Origin of the sequence: Streptomyces sp. NRRL B-24572, from assembly GCF_002156145.1 — a bacterium.
Taxonomy (GTDB): domain Bacteria; phylum Actinomycetota; class Actinomycetes; order Streptomycetales; family Streptomycetaceae; genus Streptomyces; species Streptomyces vietnamensis.
Window position 1 is genome coordinate 299 of sequence record NZ_MWIG01000250.1, and the last position, 14,815, is coordinate 15,113.

General features: G+C 71.8%; 14 protein-coding genes and 1 pseudogene. 4 read left to right on the plus strand and 11 right to left on the minus strand.

Going from position 1 to position 14,815, the window contains the following annotated elements:
- Positions 1-479 (minus strand): annotated as a pseudogene (locus CCN56_RS43200) (transcriptional regulator); the annotation flags it as partial.
- Between the two features lie 207 nt (positions 480-686).
- On the opposite strand from CCN56_RS43200, the gene CCN56_RS15595 reads away from it, so the two are divergent.
- The 3 genes from CCN56_RS15595 to CCN56_RS15605 all read left to right on the plus strand — a co-directional run bounded on the left by CCN56_RS15595 (position 687) and on the right by CCN56_RS15605 (position 2,678).
- Complete coding sequence (locus CCN56_RS15595) at positions 687-1,541, plus strand: hypothetical protein (protein ID WP_086827410.1); 855 nt, start codon at positions 687-689, stop codon at positions 1,539-1,541.
- Positions 1,542-1,632: 91 nt separating this feature from the next.
- Positions 1,633-2,097, plus strand: coding sequence for a peptidase inhibitor family I36 protein (locus tag CCN56_RS15600; RefSeq protein WP_086827411.1), 465 nt, complete (start codon positions 1,633-1,635; stop codon positions 2,095-2,097).
- Positions 2,098-2,219: 122 nt separating this feature from the next.
- Entirely contained in the window at positions 2,220-2,678 is a 459-nt protein-coding gene (locus tag CCN56_RS15605; protein ID WP_086827413.1) for a peptidase inhibitor family I36 protein, read from the plus strand.
- A gap of 91 nt (positions 2,679-2,769) precedes the next feature.
- On the opposite strand, the gene gatB is transcribed toward CCN56_RS15605, so the two are convergent.
- The 9 genes from gatB to CCN56_RS15650 all read right to left on the minus strand — a co-directional run bounded on the left by gatB (position 2,770) and on the right by CCN56_RS15650 (position 13,310).
- Positions 2,770-4,278: an Asp-tRNA(Asn)/Glu-tRNA(Gln) amidotransferase subunit GatB gene (gatB, locus tag CCN56_RS15610; protein ID WP_086827416.1), complete on the minus strand. Its 1,509-nt coding sequence runs from the start codon at positions 4,276-4,278 to the stop codon at positions 2,770-2,772.
- 15 nt (positions 4,279-4,293) lie between these two features.
- Positions 4,294-4,527 carry a hypothetical protein gene (locus CCN56_RS15615; RefSeq protein WP_086827418.1) on the minus strand — a complete coding sequence of 78 codons (234 nt, stop codon included), beginning with the start codon at positions 4,525-4,527 and terminating at the stop codon, positions 4,294-4,296.
- Between the two features lie 5 nt (positions 4,528-4,532).
- Positions 4,533-6,032 (minus strand): Asp-tRNA(Asn)/Glu-tRNA(Gln) amidotransferase subunit GatA, encoded by a 1,500-nt coding sequence (gene gatA / locus CCN56_RS15620; RefSeq protein WP_030693797.1) that lies wholly within the window; start codon positions 6,030-6,032, stop codon positions 4,533-4,535.
- Positions 6,033-6,038: 6 nt separating this feature from the next.
- A complete protein-coding gene (gatC, locus tag CCN56_RS15625) occupies positions 6,039-6,335 on the minus strand; it encodes an Asp-tRNA(Asn)/Glu-tRNA(Gln) amidotransferase subunit GatC (RefSeq protein WP_015036350.1) in 297 nt (98 codons plus the stop codon).
- A gap of 95 nt (positions 6,336-6,430) precedes the next feature.
- Positions 6,431-8,545, minus strand: a complete 2,115-nt coding sequence (locus CCN56_RS15630; RefSeq protein ID WP_086827420.1) for a bifunctional diguanylate cyclase/phosphodiesterase — start codon at positions 8,543-8,545, stop codon at positions 6,431-6,433.
- Between the two features lie 323 nt (positions 8,546-8,868).
- Entirely contained in the window at positions 8,869-11,049 is a 2,181-nt protein-coding gene (gene ligA, locus CCN56_RS15635) for an NAD-dependent DNA ligase LigA (protein WP_086827422.1), read from the minus strand.
- A 14-nt stretch (positions 11,050-11,063) separates the two neighbouring features.
- Positions 11,064-12,062 (minus strand): methionine synthase, encoded by a 999-nt coding sequence (locus tag CCN56_RS15640; protein ID WP_086827424.1) that lies wholly within the window; start codon positions 12,060-12,062, stop codon positions 11,064-11,066.
- Positions 12,063-12,064: 2 nt separating this feature from the next.
- The gene (locus CCN56_RS15645; RefSeq protein WP_086827426.1) at positions 12,065-12,763 is read right to left on the minus strand and encodes an SDR family oxidoreductase; all 699 of its coding nucleotides are present in this window, start codon (positions 12,761-12,763) and stop codon (positions 12,065-12,067) included.
- Positions 12,764-12,770: 7 nt separating this feature from the next.
- A complete protein-coding gene (locus CCN56_RS15650; protein ID WP_086827428.1) occupies positions 12,771-13,310 on the minus strand; it encodes a TIGR00730 family Rossman fold protein in 540 nt (179 codons plus the stop codon).
- Between the two features lie 77 nt (positions 13,311-13,387).
- On the opposite strand from CCN56_RS15650, the gene CCN56_RS15655 reads away from it, so the two are divergent.
- On the plus strand, positions 13,388-13,930 hold the full coding sequence (locus tag CCN56_RS15655) for an alpha/beta fold hydrolase (protein WP_086827430.1): 543 nt from the start codon (positions 13,388-13,390) through the stop codon (positions 13,928-13,930).
- Here the strand turns inward: CCN56_RS15655 and mnmA are convergent.
- Positions 13,927-14,815, minus strand: an 889-nt coding sequence (mnmA, locus tag CCN56_RS15660; protein ID WP_086827432.1) for a tRNA 2-thiouridine(34) synthase MnmA, incomplete at its 5' end; no start/stop codon positions are given. The two genes, CCN56_RS15655 and mnmA, sit on opposite strands and share 4 nt — an antisense overlap.

The following is a 14,815-nucleotide window of genomic DNA, read 5'->3' on the forward strand; positions in this document are numbered from 1 at the left end:
CGCGACCGGTCGCGGCACACCTGCACCCGTATGCGCTCCCAGAACGGGCCGAGCACCGTGTCGAAGTACGAGTGCGCCGCGTCGGCCAGCCGGCCGATCCCCTCGGGCTCTCCCTCCACCAGCTCCCGGGACCAGGACGGCAATCGCCGCGTGGTGTTCTGATGGGCGAACTCCCGCAGGTCACGCAGTACTTGACGTAACGGCGTGGCACGCAGCGCCTCCATCCGGTCGGCGAGGGTGCCACCGACCGCGGGTGTCAGGAAGTCCACCGAGTACCCGACGGGCGGCGCGAGGGCCGTCAACATCCTTGTGGTGGAGGGGACTCGGGGCAGGGACTCCCGCATCCACGGCCCGAAGAGCACCCCCGTGTCCCGTCTTCGCAGCCGGTGCAGGCTCATCAGCACCTCCCACATCGGGTCGGGTTCGGAGGCGATCCGAATCCGCCCGAGGTCTTCCCCCGTGAAGTGGATCCGCAGCATCTCAACCCCTCTCAGCAGGGCAATTACGTTCCAGCGCAACAAAGTTCATGGCAGTCCCCCGATGAACGCAGACTCTGACCCGTTCGGTACCTGATCGGCTCAGTCACCAACAGGACGGTGGATCGTAAAATGCCCGAGACCCTGGAGAAGAGATGTTGCGGCAGGCGTGTCGCGACGCGGGGGCTCGTCCGCGCACTGGCCGTGGGGATGGCCCTCACCGCAGCCGCCGGCTGCTCCGGATCGACCGGGACACCGCCGGACACGGCCGCGAAGCCGGCGGTGGAACCCGCCCGGCTGACCGCGCTGCACCGGCTTCCCCCCATCACGGGGCTTCTCTTCACCCCGCACCTCCGCAGCGCCGAGGCCCAGCAGAAGACCGCCATCGCCTGCATGGCCGGGCGGGGATTCCACTACGTCCCCGTTCCCCCGTCCAAGAGCCCGGACGGCGCCGACGAGCGCCCGCAGCCGTTCGGCCTCGAATCCTCGGCACCGCCGCGCGCCACCGCCATGCCGTCCCCCGAGACGCCGCCGGCGTCCGGCAGCCCGGAGAGCACCGCCGCCTACACGCGGGCCCTCTTCGGCGCCGAGAACAAGCGGGTCACCGCCAAGGGCCTGCGGCTCAGCGTCTCCCGGCCCGGCGAGGGCTGCCTCGCCGAGGCGGAGACACGGGTGCTCGGCGACGGGCGGATGCGCTGGCTCCAGGTACGGATCCTGCTCTTCGAGGCGCAGGAACAGGCGCGCAAGGACGTGGAGAAGGACCCCGAGTTCCGTGCGGCGACCACCCGTTGGCGGGAGTGCATGGACCGGAACAAGGTCAAGGCCCAGGACCCCGTCCAGGTGCAGAACTCGCTGCGCTCGGCGGAAGCCCGGCGGACCAGCCCCGTCGCCGCGGCGGATCTGCGCTGCAAGGCGGAGACCGGGTACCTCACCACCGCGTACAACCGGCTCGCCGCCGCGCAGCAGCGCTGGCTGGACCAGCACCCCGATGTCGGCGACGACTGGAAGAAGCTGTCGGCCCGCCAGAACAAGGCGGCCGGCGAGGTCCTGGGCACGACGAGCTGAGCCCGCCGACGGCCACCGCCCCCGCCCCACCGCACTCTTCCGCTCCCGGTCCGGGAACGGCCGCTCCACCCAGACGAGAGGAACACCGTTCATGTCCACGACCCACCCGAAGTCCGGCCTCCGCAGGAAGTTCGCCGCCGTCGCCGGCGCGACCGCGCTCCTCGTGGGCGGCGGCATCGCCACCGCGTCGACCGCCTCGGCCGGCCCCAACTGCGCGTCGGGCTACCACTGCGTCTTCTACAGCGGCATCGGTACGTCCGCCGGGCACGCGTTCTACAACAGCGACCCCGACTTCACCGACAACTACTTCGACGGCACGTCGAGCAACATCAACGACAACGTGTGGTCGGCCAGCAACTCCAGCAGCGGCGGCTACGAGAGCCACTACTACTACGACACCAACTACAGCGGCGGGCTGGTCTTCTGCGTCAACCCGGGCAGCGCGGTCAACTACGACCGGCTCTCGGACGACGGCGTCAAGGGCAACCACATCGGCCAGCGCGACGAGGCCAGCTCCCTGCTGATGCGCCCCTCGACGACCATCTCCTGCTTCTGACCGATGACGCCCCCACGGCCCGCGAACAGAAGCGGGTGTGCGGAGGAGCTGACTCTCCCCCGCACACCCTTGCGGTCCGTGCCTCTGGCAGCACACCCCACAACCGAAAGGTAGATCAGAACATGACCAGGATCAGCATGAACGCCGGACTCCGTCGTAAGTTCGCGGCCGTGGCCGGCGCCACCGCGCTCCTCGTGGGCGGCGGCATCGCCACCGCGTCGACCGCCTCGGCCGGCCCCAGCTGCCCCTCGGGCTACCACTGCCTCTTCGAGGGCAGCATCGGGTCCTCCGTGCACAACTACTTCAACAGCGACGCGGACTTCACCAACGACGTGTTCTCCAGCGGACACAACGTGAACGACAACTCGTGGTCCGCGAGCAACTCCAGCACCGGCGGCTACGAGAGCCACTACTACTACGACACCAACTACCAGGGTGGCCTCGTCTTCTGCGTCAACCCCGGCAGCTACGTCTCCCACGACCGGCTGACGGACGACTTCGTGGACGGCAACCACGTCGGCCAGCGTGACGAGGCCAGCTCCCTGCAGCTGACGGGGACGACCTCGGTCTCCTGCTTCTGATCCTCACGCCCCCCACGGAACACCCGCACGAAAGCGGCCCCGCACCGGAACTCCGGTGCGGGGCCGCTCTGCTACGCGTACGAGAAGAGGCTCAGCCCTCGCTGACGCCCAGCTTCTCCAGGATCAGGTCCTTGACCTTCGCCGCGTCGGCCTGGCCACGGGTGGCCTTCATGACCGCGCCGACCAGGGCGCCGACCGCCGCGACCTTGCCGCCGCGGATCTTGTCGGCGATCGCCGCGTTGCCCGCGATGGCCTCGTCGACGGCCGCACCGAGCGCGCTGTCGTCGGAGACGACCTTCAGACCGCGCTTCTCGACGACCTCGTCCGGGGTGCCCTCGCCGGCGAGGACGCCCTCGATGACCTGGCGGGCCAGCTTGTCGTTGAGGTCGCCGGCCGCGACCAGGGCGGAGACCCGGGCCACGTCCGCCGGCGTGATGGGCAGCTCCTCCAGGGAGACGCCCTTCTCGTTGGCGTTGCGGGCGAGCTCGCCCATCCACCACTTGCGGGCCGACGCCGCGTCGGCGCCCGCCTCGATGGTGGCGACGATCGCGTCGACCGCGCCGGCGTTGAGGATGGACTGCATCTCCTGCTCGGAGACGGCCCACTCCTCACGCAGACGGTTGCGGCGCACGCGCGGCAGCTCGGGCAGACCGGCGCGCAGCTCCTCGACCCACTCGCGGGCCGGGGCGACGGGGACGAGGTCGGGCTCCGGGAAGTACCGGTAGTCCTCGGCGTTGTCCTTGATGCGGCCGGAGGTGGTGGTGCCGTCGTCCTCGTGGAAGTGACGGGTCTCCTGGACGACCTTGCCGCCGGCCTCCAGGATCGCGGCGTGCCGCTGGATCTCGAAGCGGCAGGCACGCTCCACGCTGCGCAGCGAGTTGACGTTCTTCGTCTCGCTGCGCGTACCGAACTCGGCGCCGGGCTTCCGCAGCGACAGGTTCACGTCGCAGCGCATCTGGCCCTTGTCCATGCGCGCCTCGGAGACGCCCAGGGCGCGGATCAGCTCGCGCAGCTCGGCGACGTACGCCTTGGCGACCTCGGGGGCCCGCTCGCCCGCGCCCTCGATCGGCTTGGTGACGATCTCGATGAGCGGGATGCCGGCCCGGTTGTAGTCGAGCAGCGAGTGCGAGGCGCCGTGGATGCGGCCGGTCGCGCCACCGATGTGGGTGGACTTGCCGGTGTCCTCCTCCATGTGGGCGCGCTCGATCTCGACGCGGAAGACCTCGCCGTCCTCCAGCTGGACGTCCAGGTAGCCGTTGAAGGCGATCGGCTCGTCGTACTGGGAGGTCTGGAAGTTCTTCGGCATGTCCGGATAGAAGTAGTTCTTCCGGGCGAAGCGGCACCACTCGGCGATCTCGCAGTTCAGCGCGAGGCCGATCTTGATCGCGGACTCGACGCCGATCGCGTTGACCACCGGCAGGGAGCCGGGCAGGCCGAGGCAGGTCGGGCAGGTCTGCGAGTTCGGCTCCGCGCCCAGCTCGGTCGAGCAGCCGCAGAACATCTTCGTCTTGGTGCCGAGCTCGACATGGACCTCGAGGCCCATGACGGGGTCGTACTCGGCGAGCGCCGCCTCGTACGACAGCAGTTCAGTGACAGTCACGGTGGAACTTCCCTCTCAGCCCAGCAGGACGTCGTCGTCGCCGAGCCGCTTCAGCTCGCGGTACAGGATGGCGAGGCCGGTGACGATGGCGGCGGCGGACACGGCGGAGTCGATCAGCCGCAGCATGTCGTGGTCATTGCGGGCCAGCTTGGCCTGCTTCGCGACGCTGACCGCGCCGAACGCGGTGGTCGCCAGCGAGACGTAGAGGCCGGTCTTGGACTTCTTGAAGTTCTTGGCCTTCTTTGCCATGGCACTCACAGCGACGGAGCCTCCTCAAGCAGTGGGTGACCCCACTTTTCCACGAAGGCGGCCTCGACGGCGGCGCCGACCTTGTACAGCCGGTCGTCCTTCATGGCGGGGGCGATGATCTGCAGACCGACCGGGAGGCCGTCCTCGGGCGCCAGGCCGCAGGGCAGCGACATGGCGGCGTTGCCGGCCAGGTTGGTCGGGATGGTGCACAGGTCCGCGAGGTACATCGCCATCGGGTCGTCGGCGCGCTCGCCGATCGGGAAGGCGGTGGTGGGGGTCGTCGGGGAGACGATGACGTCCACCTCCTCGAAGGCCTTCTCGAACTCGCGGGTGATGAGGGTGCGGACCTTCTGCGCCGAGCCGTAGTAGGCGTCGTAGTAGCCGGAGCTCAGCGCGTACGTACCGAGGATGATGCGGCGCTTGACCTCGTCGCCGAAGCCGGCCTCACGGGTGAGGGCGGTGACGTCCTCGGCCGAACGGGTGCCGTCGTCGCCGACGCGCAGGCCGTAGCGCATGGCGTCGAAGCGGGCCAGGTTGGAGGAGCACTCCGACGGCGCGATCAGGTAGTACGCCGAAAGGGCGAGGTCGAAGGTCGGGCAGTCCAGCTCGACGATCTCGGCGCCCAGCGACTTCAGCAGCTCGACGGACTCGTCGAAGCGCTGCACGACGCCGGCCTGGTAGCCCTCGCCGCGGAACTGCTTGACGACACCGACGCGCATGCCGGCCACCGAGCCGTTGCGGGCGGCCTCGACGACCGGCGGGACCGGGGCGTCGATGGACGTCGAGTCGAGCGGGTCGTGCCCGGCGATCGCCTCGTGCAGGAGGGCCGCGTCCAGGACCGTACGGGCGCAGGGGCCGCCCTGGTCGAGGGAGGAGGAGAAGGCGACCATGCCGAAGCGGGAGACGCCGCCGTAGGTCGGCTTGACGCCGACGGTGCCGGTGACGGCCGCGGGCTGGCGGATGGAGCCGCCGGTGTCCGTGCCGATGGCGAGCGGGGCCTCGTACGCGGCGAGGGCGGCCGAGGAGCCGCCGCCGGAGCCGCCGGGGATCCGGGTCAGGTCCCAGGGGTTGCCGGTCGGGCCGTAGGCGCTGTTCTCCGTGGAGGAGCCCATCGCGAACTCGTCCATGTTGGTCTTGCCGAGGATGACGACGTCGGCGGCCTTCAGGTTCTTGACCAGGGTCGCGTCGTACGGCGGGATCCAGCCCTCCAGGATCTTCGAGCCCACGGTGGTCGGCATGCCGACGGTGGTGAAGATGTCCTTGAGCGCGAGCGGCACACCGGCGAGCGGGCCGAGCTTCTCGCCGCGGGCGCGCTTCTCGTCGACGGCACGCGCCTGGGCGAGGGCGCCCTCGCGGTCGACGTGCAGGAAGGCGTGGACCTTCTCGTCGACGGCCTCGATGCGGGCGAGGTGGGCCTCGGTGACCTCGACGGCGGTCAGCTCGCCGGCGGCGATCTTCCCGGCGATCTCGGCCGCGGTGAGCTTGATGATGGTGTTGTCCGTCATGACTTCTTAGTCCTCCCCCAGGATCTGCGGCACCTTGAAACGCTGCTGCTCCTGGGCCGGGGCGCCGGAGAGCGCCTGCTCGGGGGTGAGCGACGGACGGACCTCGTCCGCGCGCATGACATTGGTCAGCGGCAGCGGGTGGGAGGTCGGCGGTACGTCTTGGTCGGCGACCTCGGAGACGCGGGCGACCGCGCCGATGATGTCGTCGAGCTGGCCGGCGAAGTGATCGAGTTCTTCGCCCTTCAGCTCCAGACGCGCCAGCCGTGCGAGGTGGGCGACCTCCTCGCGCGTGATGCCAGGCATGCGGATCCTCACGGGGTGAGTTAGATGGTGTTGGCCCAATCCTATGGGGCCGGTACCGCTGCCCGTTAAACGGTTTGCCCCAGGAGGGGCAGGCGTCACTGCACGACGTGGCCCGAAGGGTGGTCCAGGTCGACCTGGGCGGCGATGTCGGCGGGGCGGCGCCAGCCGTGCTCGCCGCGGGCCAGGAGCCAGGCGGTGGCCTCGCCGGGCGGCATCGCGGCGGCGACCAGCCAGCCCTGGACGGCGTCGCAGCCCAGGTCGCGCAGGCGCTCCCAGGTCTCGTCGTCCTCGACGCCCTCGGCGACGACGAGGAGGCCGAGGGAGTGGGCGAGGTCGACGGTGCAGCGGACGATCTCGGCGTCCTCGGTGTCGACGGCGAGCCGGGCCACGAACGAGCGGTCGATCTTCAGTTCGCTGACGGGCAGCCGGCGCAGGTGGACGAGGGAGGAGTAGCCGGTGCCGAAGTCGTCGAGGGACATCTTCACGCCGTGGCCGGTGAGCCCGTTCAGCGTGTCGGCGGCCCGCTGGGGGTCCTCCAGGAGCACGTGCTCCGTTATCTCCAGCTGGAGGGCGCCGGCCGGGACGCCGTGGCGGGCGAGCCGGGCGGCGACGGCGCCGGCGAAGCCGGGGGTGTGGACGTCGCGGGGCGAGACGTTGACGGCGACGGGGACGTTGAGGCCCTGGGCGCGCCAGCGGGCGACCTGGGCGAGCGCGGTCTCCAGGACGTACTCGGTGAGGTGCGGCATCAGCCCCGAGGACTCGGCGATGGCGATGAACTCGTCCGGCGGGACCTTGCCGCGCTCGGGGTGGACCCAGCGGACGAGGGCTTCGAGGCCGGCGACCTGGCCGTCGAAGCGGACCTTGGGCTGGTAGTGGAGTTCGACCTCGCCGGCGTCGAGGGCGCGGCGGAGGTCGCCGAGGAGGCCGAGCCGGTCGGGGGTGTTGGAGTCGCGCTTGGACTCGTAGACCTCGACGCCGGTGCGGTCGCGCTTGGCCTGGTACATGGCGACGTCGGCGCGGCGCAGCAGGCCCTCGGCGTCGAGGGCGTGGTCGGGGAAGACGGCGACGCCGGCGCTGGCCTCCAGGACGAGGGTGAGCCCGTCGAGGTCGAGCGGGGAGGAGAGCTCGGCGACGAGGTGGCGGGCGACCCGCTGGGCGCTGGTGGTGGAGTCGGCGGTGGGCAGCAGGACGGCGAACTCGTCGCCGCCGAGCCGGGCGGCCTCGGCGCCGCGGGGCAGGGCGAGGCGGAGCCGTTCGGCGATCTGGAGGAGCAGCCGGTCGCCGGCGAGGTGGCCGAGGGTGTCGTTGACCGAGCGGAAGCGGTCGAGGTCGATCAGGACGAGGGCGGCGCGGGCTCCCTGGCCCTCGGCCTCCTCCAGGGCGGTCCAGGCCCGCTCCAGGAGCCACTGGCGGTTGGGGAGCCCGGTGAGCGGGTCGCGGAGCTGTTCCTCGGCGCGGGCGCGGGCGATCCAGAGGGTGGAGTCGAGGGCGATGAGGGGGACGGCGAAGAGCGGCAGGACGACCGGCCGGGTGGCGGCGACGACGCAGATGAGCGGGGTGATGCCGAGCAGGGCGACGGCGACGAGGCCCTGTCTCAGGAGGGCGGTGCGGGCGATGGTGGGCAGTCCGCGGCCCTGGGGGGCGAGCGTGTACCACAGGAGGAGGCGGGTGACCACGAGGTAGGTGCCCGCGGCGAGGACGACTTCCGGGAGGTCCCCGATCGTCCAGTCGAGGGGCTGCCAGGGCTGTTCGACGGTCGGTACGTCTCCGAAGAGGGCGAGGACGAGGGCGGCGGCGCCGACCCCGAGGACGTCGGCGGCGCCGTGCAGCAGGCCCTGGCGCCAGCGGTGCCTGCGGGTGGCGCCGACGATGGCGACGACGGTCAGCGAGACGAGTCCGGCGGGCACCCAGCCGTACAGCAGGAGGACGGCGAGGGTGAGGGCGGCGCCGGAGCCGGTGCCGCCCCACCAGCGGTCCCGGCCGAGGGCGACCAGGTGGCCGACGATGAGGCCGGTGAGGACGGCGAGGGACCAGCCGGCGACGCCGCCGGGGAAGAGTCCGTGGCCGCCGCTCAGGGCTCGCTGGAGCCCGGCGACGAGCACGACTGCGGCGATGCCCACCACGGCTGCGGGCAGCCGGGAGGGAAAGCCCAGGGGCGCCACACGGCCGTGCGGCCGTGGGACCGGGGCGGCGCTCTCGGTCGGTTCCATTCCCGTCCCTCTCACAGGCGGCGGTGCCGTCGGTGTGCGATGGGCCGCGGTGGGCGCGGCCGTACGTCGTCCGGTCCCGTCCGGCGGGCGGCCGCTGTCGGGCGGCCGTTCCCGGAGGCACGGGGCCGTTGTCCTGACGCCATGACCGGCAGAGCCCTCGCGTGGGCGTGCAGGACTGGACGCACGGTCACCACACTAGGCCGCCGAGGGCTCCGACGGGCAGCGCTCTCCCTCTCTTGCCCGAATGCGACCAGCCCACCCGTAACGATCTGGTATGCGCCGAACGGGTGAGCTTCCGCGGGGTGCCGGGAGGGTCCCGGGGGCTACTCGGCGACGGGTACCGCGGCCTCCCGAGCCGCCTCGGGCCCCTGTTCGAGCAGGACGGAGAAGCCTTCCTCGTCCAGAACCGGAACCTTCAGCTGCATCGCCTTGTCGTACTTCGAACCAGGGTTTTCACCGACCACCACGAAGCTGGTCTTCTTCGAAACGGAACCGGTCACCTTCGCTCCGAGCCGCTGGAGCGACTCTTTTGCGCCATCCCTGGTGAACTTCTCCAGGGTGCCGGTGACCACGACCGTCAGGCCCTCCAGCGGACGCGGGCCCTCGTCCTCTCCGGCCCCCTCGTCCTCCAGGGTGACCCCGGCGGCACGCCACTTGCGCACGATCTCGCGGTGCCACTCCTCCGAGAACCACTGCTTCACGGCGGCCGCGATGATCCCGCCGACCCCGTCGACGGCCGCCAGCTCCTCCTCGCTCGCCTGCTCGATCCGCTCCAGGGAGCGGAACTCGCGGGCCAGCGCCTCGGCCGCGACCGGGCCCACGTGCCGGATGGAGAGGCCGTTGATGAAGCGGGCGAGCGGGCGGGTCTTCGCCGCCGCGATGTTCTCCAGCATCGCGAGCGCGTTCTTCTTCGGCTCGCCCTTCTGGTTGGCGAAGACCGTGGCGATCTTCTCCTCGCCGGTCTTCGGGTCCCGCTTGGGCAGCCCGCTGTCCGGGTCGAGGACGTACGCCTTGATCGGGAGCAGCTGCTCGATGGTGAGGTCGAAGAGGTCGCCCTCGTCGACGAGCGGCGGCTCGGCCGGCTCCAGGGGTCGGGTGAGGGCGGCGGCGGCCACGGCTCCGAAGTTCTCGATGTCGAGGCACTGGCGCCCGGCGAGGAAGAAGAGACGTTCACGCAGCTGGGCCGGGCACGTTCGGGCGTTCGGGCAGCGGAGGTCGATGTCGCCCTCCTTCATCGGCTTCAGCGCCGTCCCGCACTCCGGGCACTCGGCGGGCATCACGAACTCCCGCTCGGTGCCGTCCCGCAGGTCGGCGACCGGCCCGAGGATCTCGGGGATCACGTCGCCGGCCTTGCGCAGCACGACGGTGTCGCCGATCAGCACGCCCTTGGCCTTCACGACCTCCTGGTTGTGGAGGGTCGCGAACTCGACCTCGGAGCCGGCCACGGTCACCGGCTCGACCTGCGCGTACGGCGTGACGCGGCCGGTGCGGCCGACGCCGACCTTGATGTCGACCAGCTTGGTGTTGACCTCCTCCGGCGCGTACTTCCAGGCGATCGCCCAGCGCGGGGCGCGCGCGGTGGAGCCGAGCCGGCCCTGGAGCGGGATCTCGTCGAGCTTGACGACGACCCCGTCGATCTCGTGCTCCACGGAGTGCCGGTTCTCCCCGAAGTACGTGATGAACTCCCGCACGCCGTCGAGGGAGTCGACGACCTTGTTGTGCCGGGCGGTGGGCAGGCCCCACTCGCGCAGCAGCTCGTACGTCTCCGAGAGCCGGGAGATCTCGAAGCCCTCGCGGGCGCCGATGCCGTGGACCACCATGTGGAGCGGCCGGGAGGCGGTGACCTTCGGGTCCTTCTGCCGGAGCGAACCGGCGGCGGCGTTGCGCGGGTTGGCGAAGGGCTTGTCGCCGGCCTCCACCAGGCGGGCGTTGAGCCCCTCGAAGGCCTCCATCGGGAAGTAGACCTCGCCGCGGATCTCCACCAGGTCCGGGATGCGGTCGCCCCGGAGGCGCTCCGGGATGTCGGCGATCGTCCGGACGTTGGGCGTGATGTCCTCGCCGGTGCGGCCGTCGCCGCGGGTGGCGGCGCGGGTCAGCCGCCCGTGCTCGTAGGTGAGGTTGACCGCGAGGCCGTCGACCTTCAGCTCGCACAGGTAGTGGTAGTCGGTCGTGCCGACGTCCCGCGCGACCCGCTCGGCCCAGGTGGCGAGCTCCTCCTCGTCGAAGGCGTTGTCCAGGGAGAGCATCCGCTCCCGGTGCTGGACGGCGGTGAACTCGGTCTCGTACTGCCCGGCGACCTTCTGGGTCGGCGAGTCCGGCGTCCGCAGCTCCGGGTACTCCTCCTCCAGCGCTTCGAGCGCGCGCAGGAGCTTGTCGAACTCGCCGTCGCTGATGACCGGCTGGTCCTTCACGTAGTACCGGAAGCGGTGCTCCTCGACCTGCTCGGCGAGCTCGGCGTGCTTCTCCCGCGCCTCGACGGGCAGGGCCCCCTGTTCGACTGCCACCGTTTCGTCCTCCGTTACTCAGGGTTGTCCGCGAGCGACCGTGCCGCTCTGACGCAGTGGGCGAGCGCCGCCCGGGCATAGGCGGGCGAAGCGCCCGCGAGACCGCACGTCGGGGTGACGACCACGGACTCGGCGAGAGTCCCCGGATTCAGCCCCAGCCTGCGCCACAGCGTCCTGACACCCATGACGCTACCGCCCGGGTCCGACAACGGGCCGTCGGTGGACGGCACCACACCGGCGAAGAGCTTCGTCCCGGCCTCCACGGCCTCGCCGATCGGCTCCTCGTCACGTTCGGTGAGGAGCGAGAAATCGAACGAGATGCCCGCCGCCCCGGCCCGCCGCAGCAGCGCGAACGGCACGTCGGGCGCGCAGGAGTGGACGACCACCGGCCCGTCGTGGACGGCCATCACCTCGCGCAGGGCGCTCTCCACGACCTGCCGGTCGACGGCCCGGTGGGTGCGGTAGCCGCTGGCGGTACGGATCTGCCCGCGCAGTACGGCGATGAGCGAGGGCTCGTCGAGCTGGAGGACGAGGCGCGCCCCCGGGACGCGCTTCCTCAGCTCCGCGAGATGCGTGTGGAGCCCCTCGGCGAGGGAGCCGGCCAGGTCGCGGCAGGCGCCTGCGTCGCCGAGGGCGGCCTCGCCGCCGCGCAGCTCCAGGGCCGTGGCGAGCGTCCACGGGCCGACGGCCTGGACCTTGAGCGGGCCCTCGTACCCCTGGGTGAACTCCTCCAGGGCGTCGAGGTCCTCGCCGAGCCAGGAGCGGGCCCGCTTGGTGTCGCGCCCCGGCCGGTCGCTGATCCGCCAGCCGCTCGGCTCCACGTGCGCGTACAGGTCGACGAGCATCCCGATCGTCCGGCCGATCATGTCGGCGCCGGGGCCGCGCGCGGGCAGCTCGGGAAGGAAGGGGAAGTCCTCGAAGGACCCGGTGGCGGCCTTGGCGGCCTCGCGCGCGTCACCACCGGGCAGGGAACCGACGCCGGTGGCGGGGCCCCAGAGCTTGGTGTCGTCCATGTCTATCGCCCCGGACGGACCGTCAGGTCGTTGATCTCCGCGTCGCGCGGCAGGTCGATCGCGGTGACGATCGCCGTCGCGACCGACTCGGGGTCGATCCAGCGGGACGGGTCGTACTCCTTGCCCTCCTGCTGGTGGACCTTGGCCTGCATGGGGCTGGCGGTGCGGCCCGGGTAGACCGAGGTGACCCGCACCCCGTTGGCGTGCTCCTCGTGGCGCAGGGCGTCCGCGAGGGCCTTGAGGCCGTGCTTGGAGGCGGCGTACGCGGCCCACTCGGCGTGCGCGTTGAGCCCGGCGCCCGAGTTCACGAAGACGACGTGGCCCTGGGAGACCCGCAACTGGGGCAGGAAGTGACGGGTCAGCTCGGCCGGGGCGACCAGGTTGACGTTCAGCTGGTGGTGCCAGGTCTTCGGGGTGAGCTCCCCGATCGGCCCGAGGTCGACGACGCCCGCGATGTGCAGCAGGCTGTCCACCCGGTCCGGGAGGCTCTGGTGCGAGAACGCCCAGGACAGCCGGTCCGGATCGGCGAGGTCCCCGACGAGCGTCCGCGCGCCGGGGAACTGCGCGGCGAGCTCCTTGGCGCGCCCCGCGTCGCGCGCGTGGAGCACGAGTTCGTCCCCGCGCGCGTGGAGGCGACGCGCGACGGCCGCGCCGATGCCGGAACCCGCTCCGGTGATCACATGTGTAGCCATGCGCACCATGCTCGCATCAGCGGGCGGCGATCTCCGCCTCCAGGTACGCGAGGGCCGTCGGGCCGTCCTCGGCGAAGAAGACGAGCTCGGAGAGGGGGCGGGGCAGGAAGCCCTCGGTCTCCATGCGGTGGAACTGGGCCTCGAGGCCGTCGTAGAAGCCCGCCGTGTTGAGGAGGACGACCGGCTTGGTGTGCTTGCCGTGCTTCTTCAGCTCCAGGATCTCGGTGGCCTCGTCGAGGGTGCCGGTGCCGCCGACCATGACGACGACCGCGTCGGACTTGGCGAGGAGCAGGGCCTTGCGCTCGGCCAGGTCCCCGGCGATGACCATCTGGTCGGCGTTCGGGCGGGCCTTGTGGGCGAGGAAGTCGACGGAGACGCCGACGAGCCGGCCGCCCGCTTCCTGGACGCCGTCCGCGACGACCTTCATCAGGCCGGTGTCGGAGCCGCCCCAGACGAGGGTGTGGCCGGCCTTGCCGAGCCGGGTCGCGAAGTCGCGGGCGGCGGACGTGTACCGCTCGTCGAGGTCGGCGGCGGAGAGGAAGACGCAGATGTTCATGGCCCCACCGTAGGGGGTCGCGAAAAAGGTCCGGCGGGCGGCGATGAGTTTCCGCGACGGCCCCGGTCTGCCCTGCCATGGACGTGGTGAGCAGGGGTCGTGTGGTGTCGCGGGACGGTACGGAGATCGCGTACGAGCGGTACGGGGACGGGCGGGCCGTCGTGTTGGTGGACGGGTCGGACGGGGGCGGGCGGGCGCTGGCGGAGCTGCTCGCCCGGCGCTTCTCCGTCGTGACGTACGAGCGGCGCGGGCCCGGCCCGGTGGAGCGGGAGATCGAGGACCTGGCGGCCGTCCTGGAGGCGGCGGGCCCGGGTGCGGCCGTGCACGGCACGGAGGCCGGCGGCGCGCTCGCGCTCGCGGGCGCGGCGGCCGGGCTGCCGGTGGGCGCGGTGTCGGTGTACGAGCCGGAGCCGCTCGCGGACGGGCTCGTGGCGGCGGTCCACGCGCGCGTGCTCGTGGTCGACGGGGGCGCGAGCCCGGCGGCGACCCGGCACGCGGCCCGTGCCCTGACGGCGGCCCTCCCCCGGGCCCGGCACCGCACCCTCACGGGTCAGACGCACGAGGTGGCCCCGCACGTCCTGGCGCCGGTCCTGGAGGAGTTCCTGGAGGACTCGGTCTAGGCGGTGGCCGCCTCGGCCGTGCGCCGGGTCGTCGCCGCGATCGTCGCCGAGCCCACCACGCGCGTGCCGTCGTACAGGACGATCGCCTGGCCGGGGGCCACGCCGCGGACGGGCTCGTCGAAGACGACCTTCAGCTCGCCGTCCTCCAGTTCCGCGCTCACCGGCGTCTCGCCGCCGTGGGCACGGAGCTGCGCGGTGTAGCGGCCGGGGCCCTCGGGGGCGGTGCCGCACCAGCGGGGCTTGATCGCGGTGAGGGCGGTGACGTCGAGGGCCTCGGCGGGGCCGACGGTGACCGTGTTGTTCACGGGCGAGATGTCGAGGACGTAGCGGGGCTTGCCGTCCGCGGCCGGGTGGCCGATCCGCAGGCCCTTGCGCTGGCCGATGGTGAAGCCGTACGCGCCCTCGTGGGTGCCGACCTTCGTCCCGGCCTCGTCGACGATGTCGCCCTCCGCCTTGCCCAGACGGGCGGCGAGGAAGCCCTGGGTGTCGCCGTCGGCGATGAAGCAGATGTCGTGGCTGTCGGGCTTCTTCGCGACCGCGAGCCCGCGCCGCTCGGCCTCCGCCCGGATCTCGTCCTTGGTGGTGAGGGTGTCGCCGAGCGGGAACATCGCGTGGGCGAGCTGCTTCTCGTCGAGCACGCCGAGGACGTACGACTGGTCCTTGGCCATGTCGGAGGCCCGGTGCAGCTCGCGGGTGCCGTCCTCGTTCAGGACGACGGTGGCGTAGTGGCCGGTGCAGACCGCGTCGAAGCCGAGGGCGAGCGCCTTGTCGAGCAGCGCCGCGAACTTGATCTTCTCGTTGCAGCGCAGGCAGGGGTTGGGCGTGCGGCCCGCCTCGTACTCCGCGACGAAGTCGTCGACGACGTCCTCGCGGAACCGCTCGGCG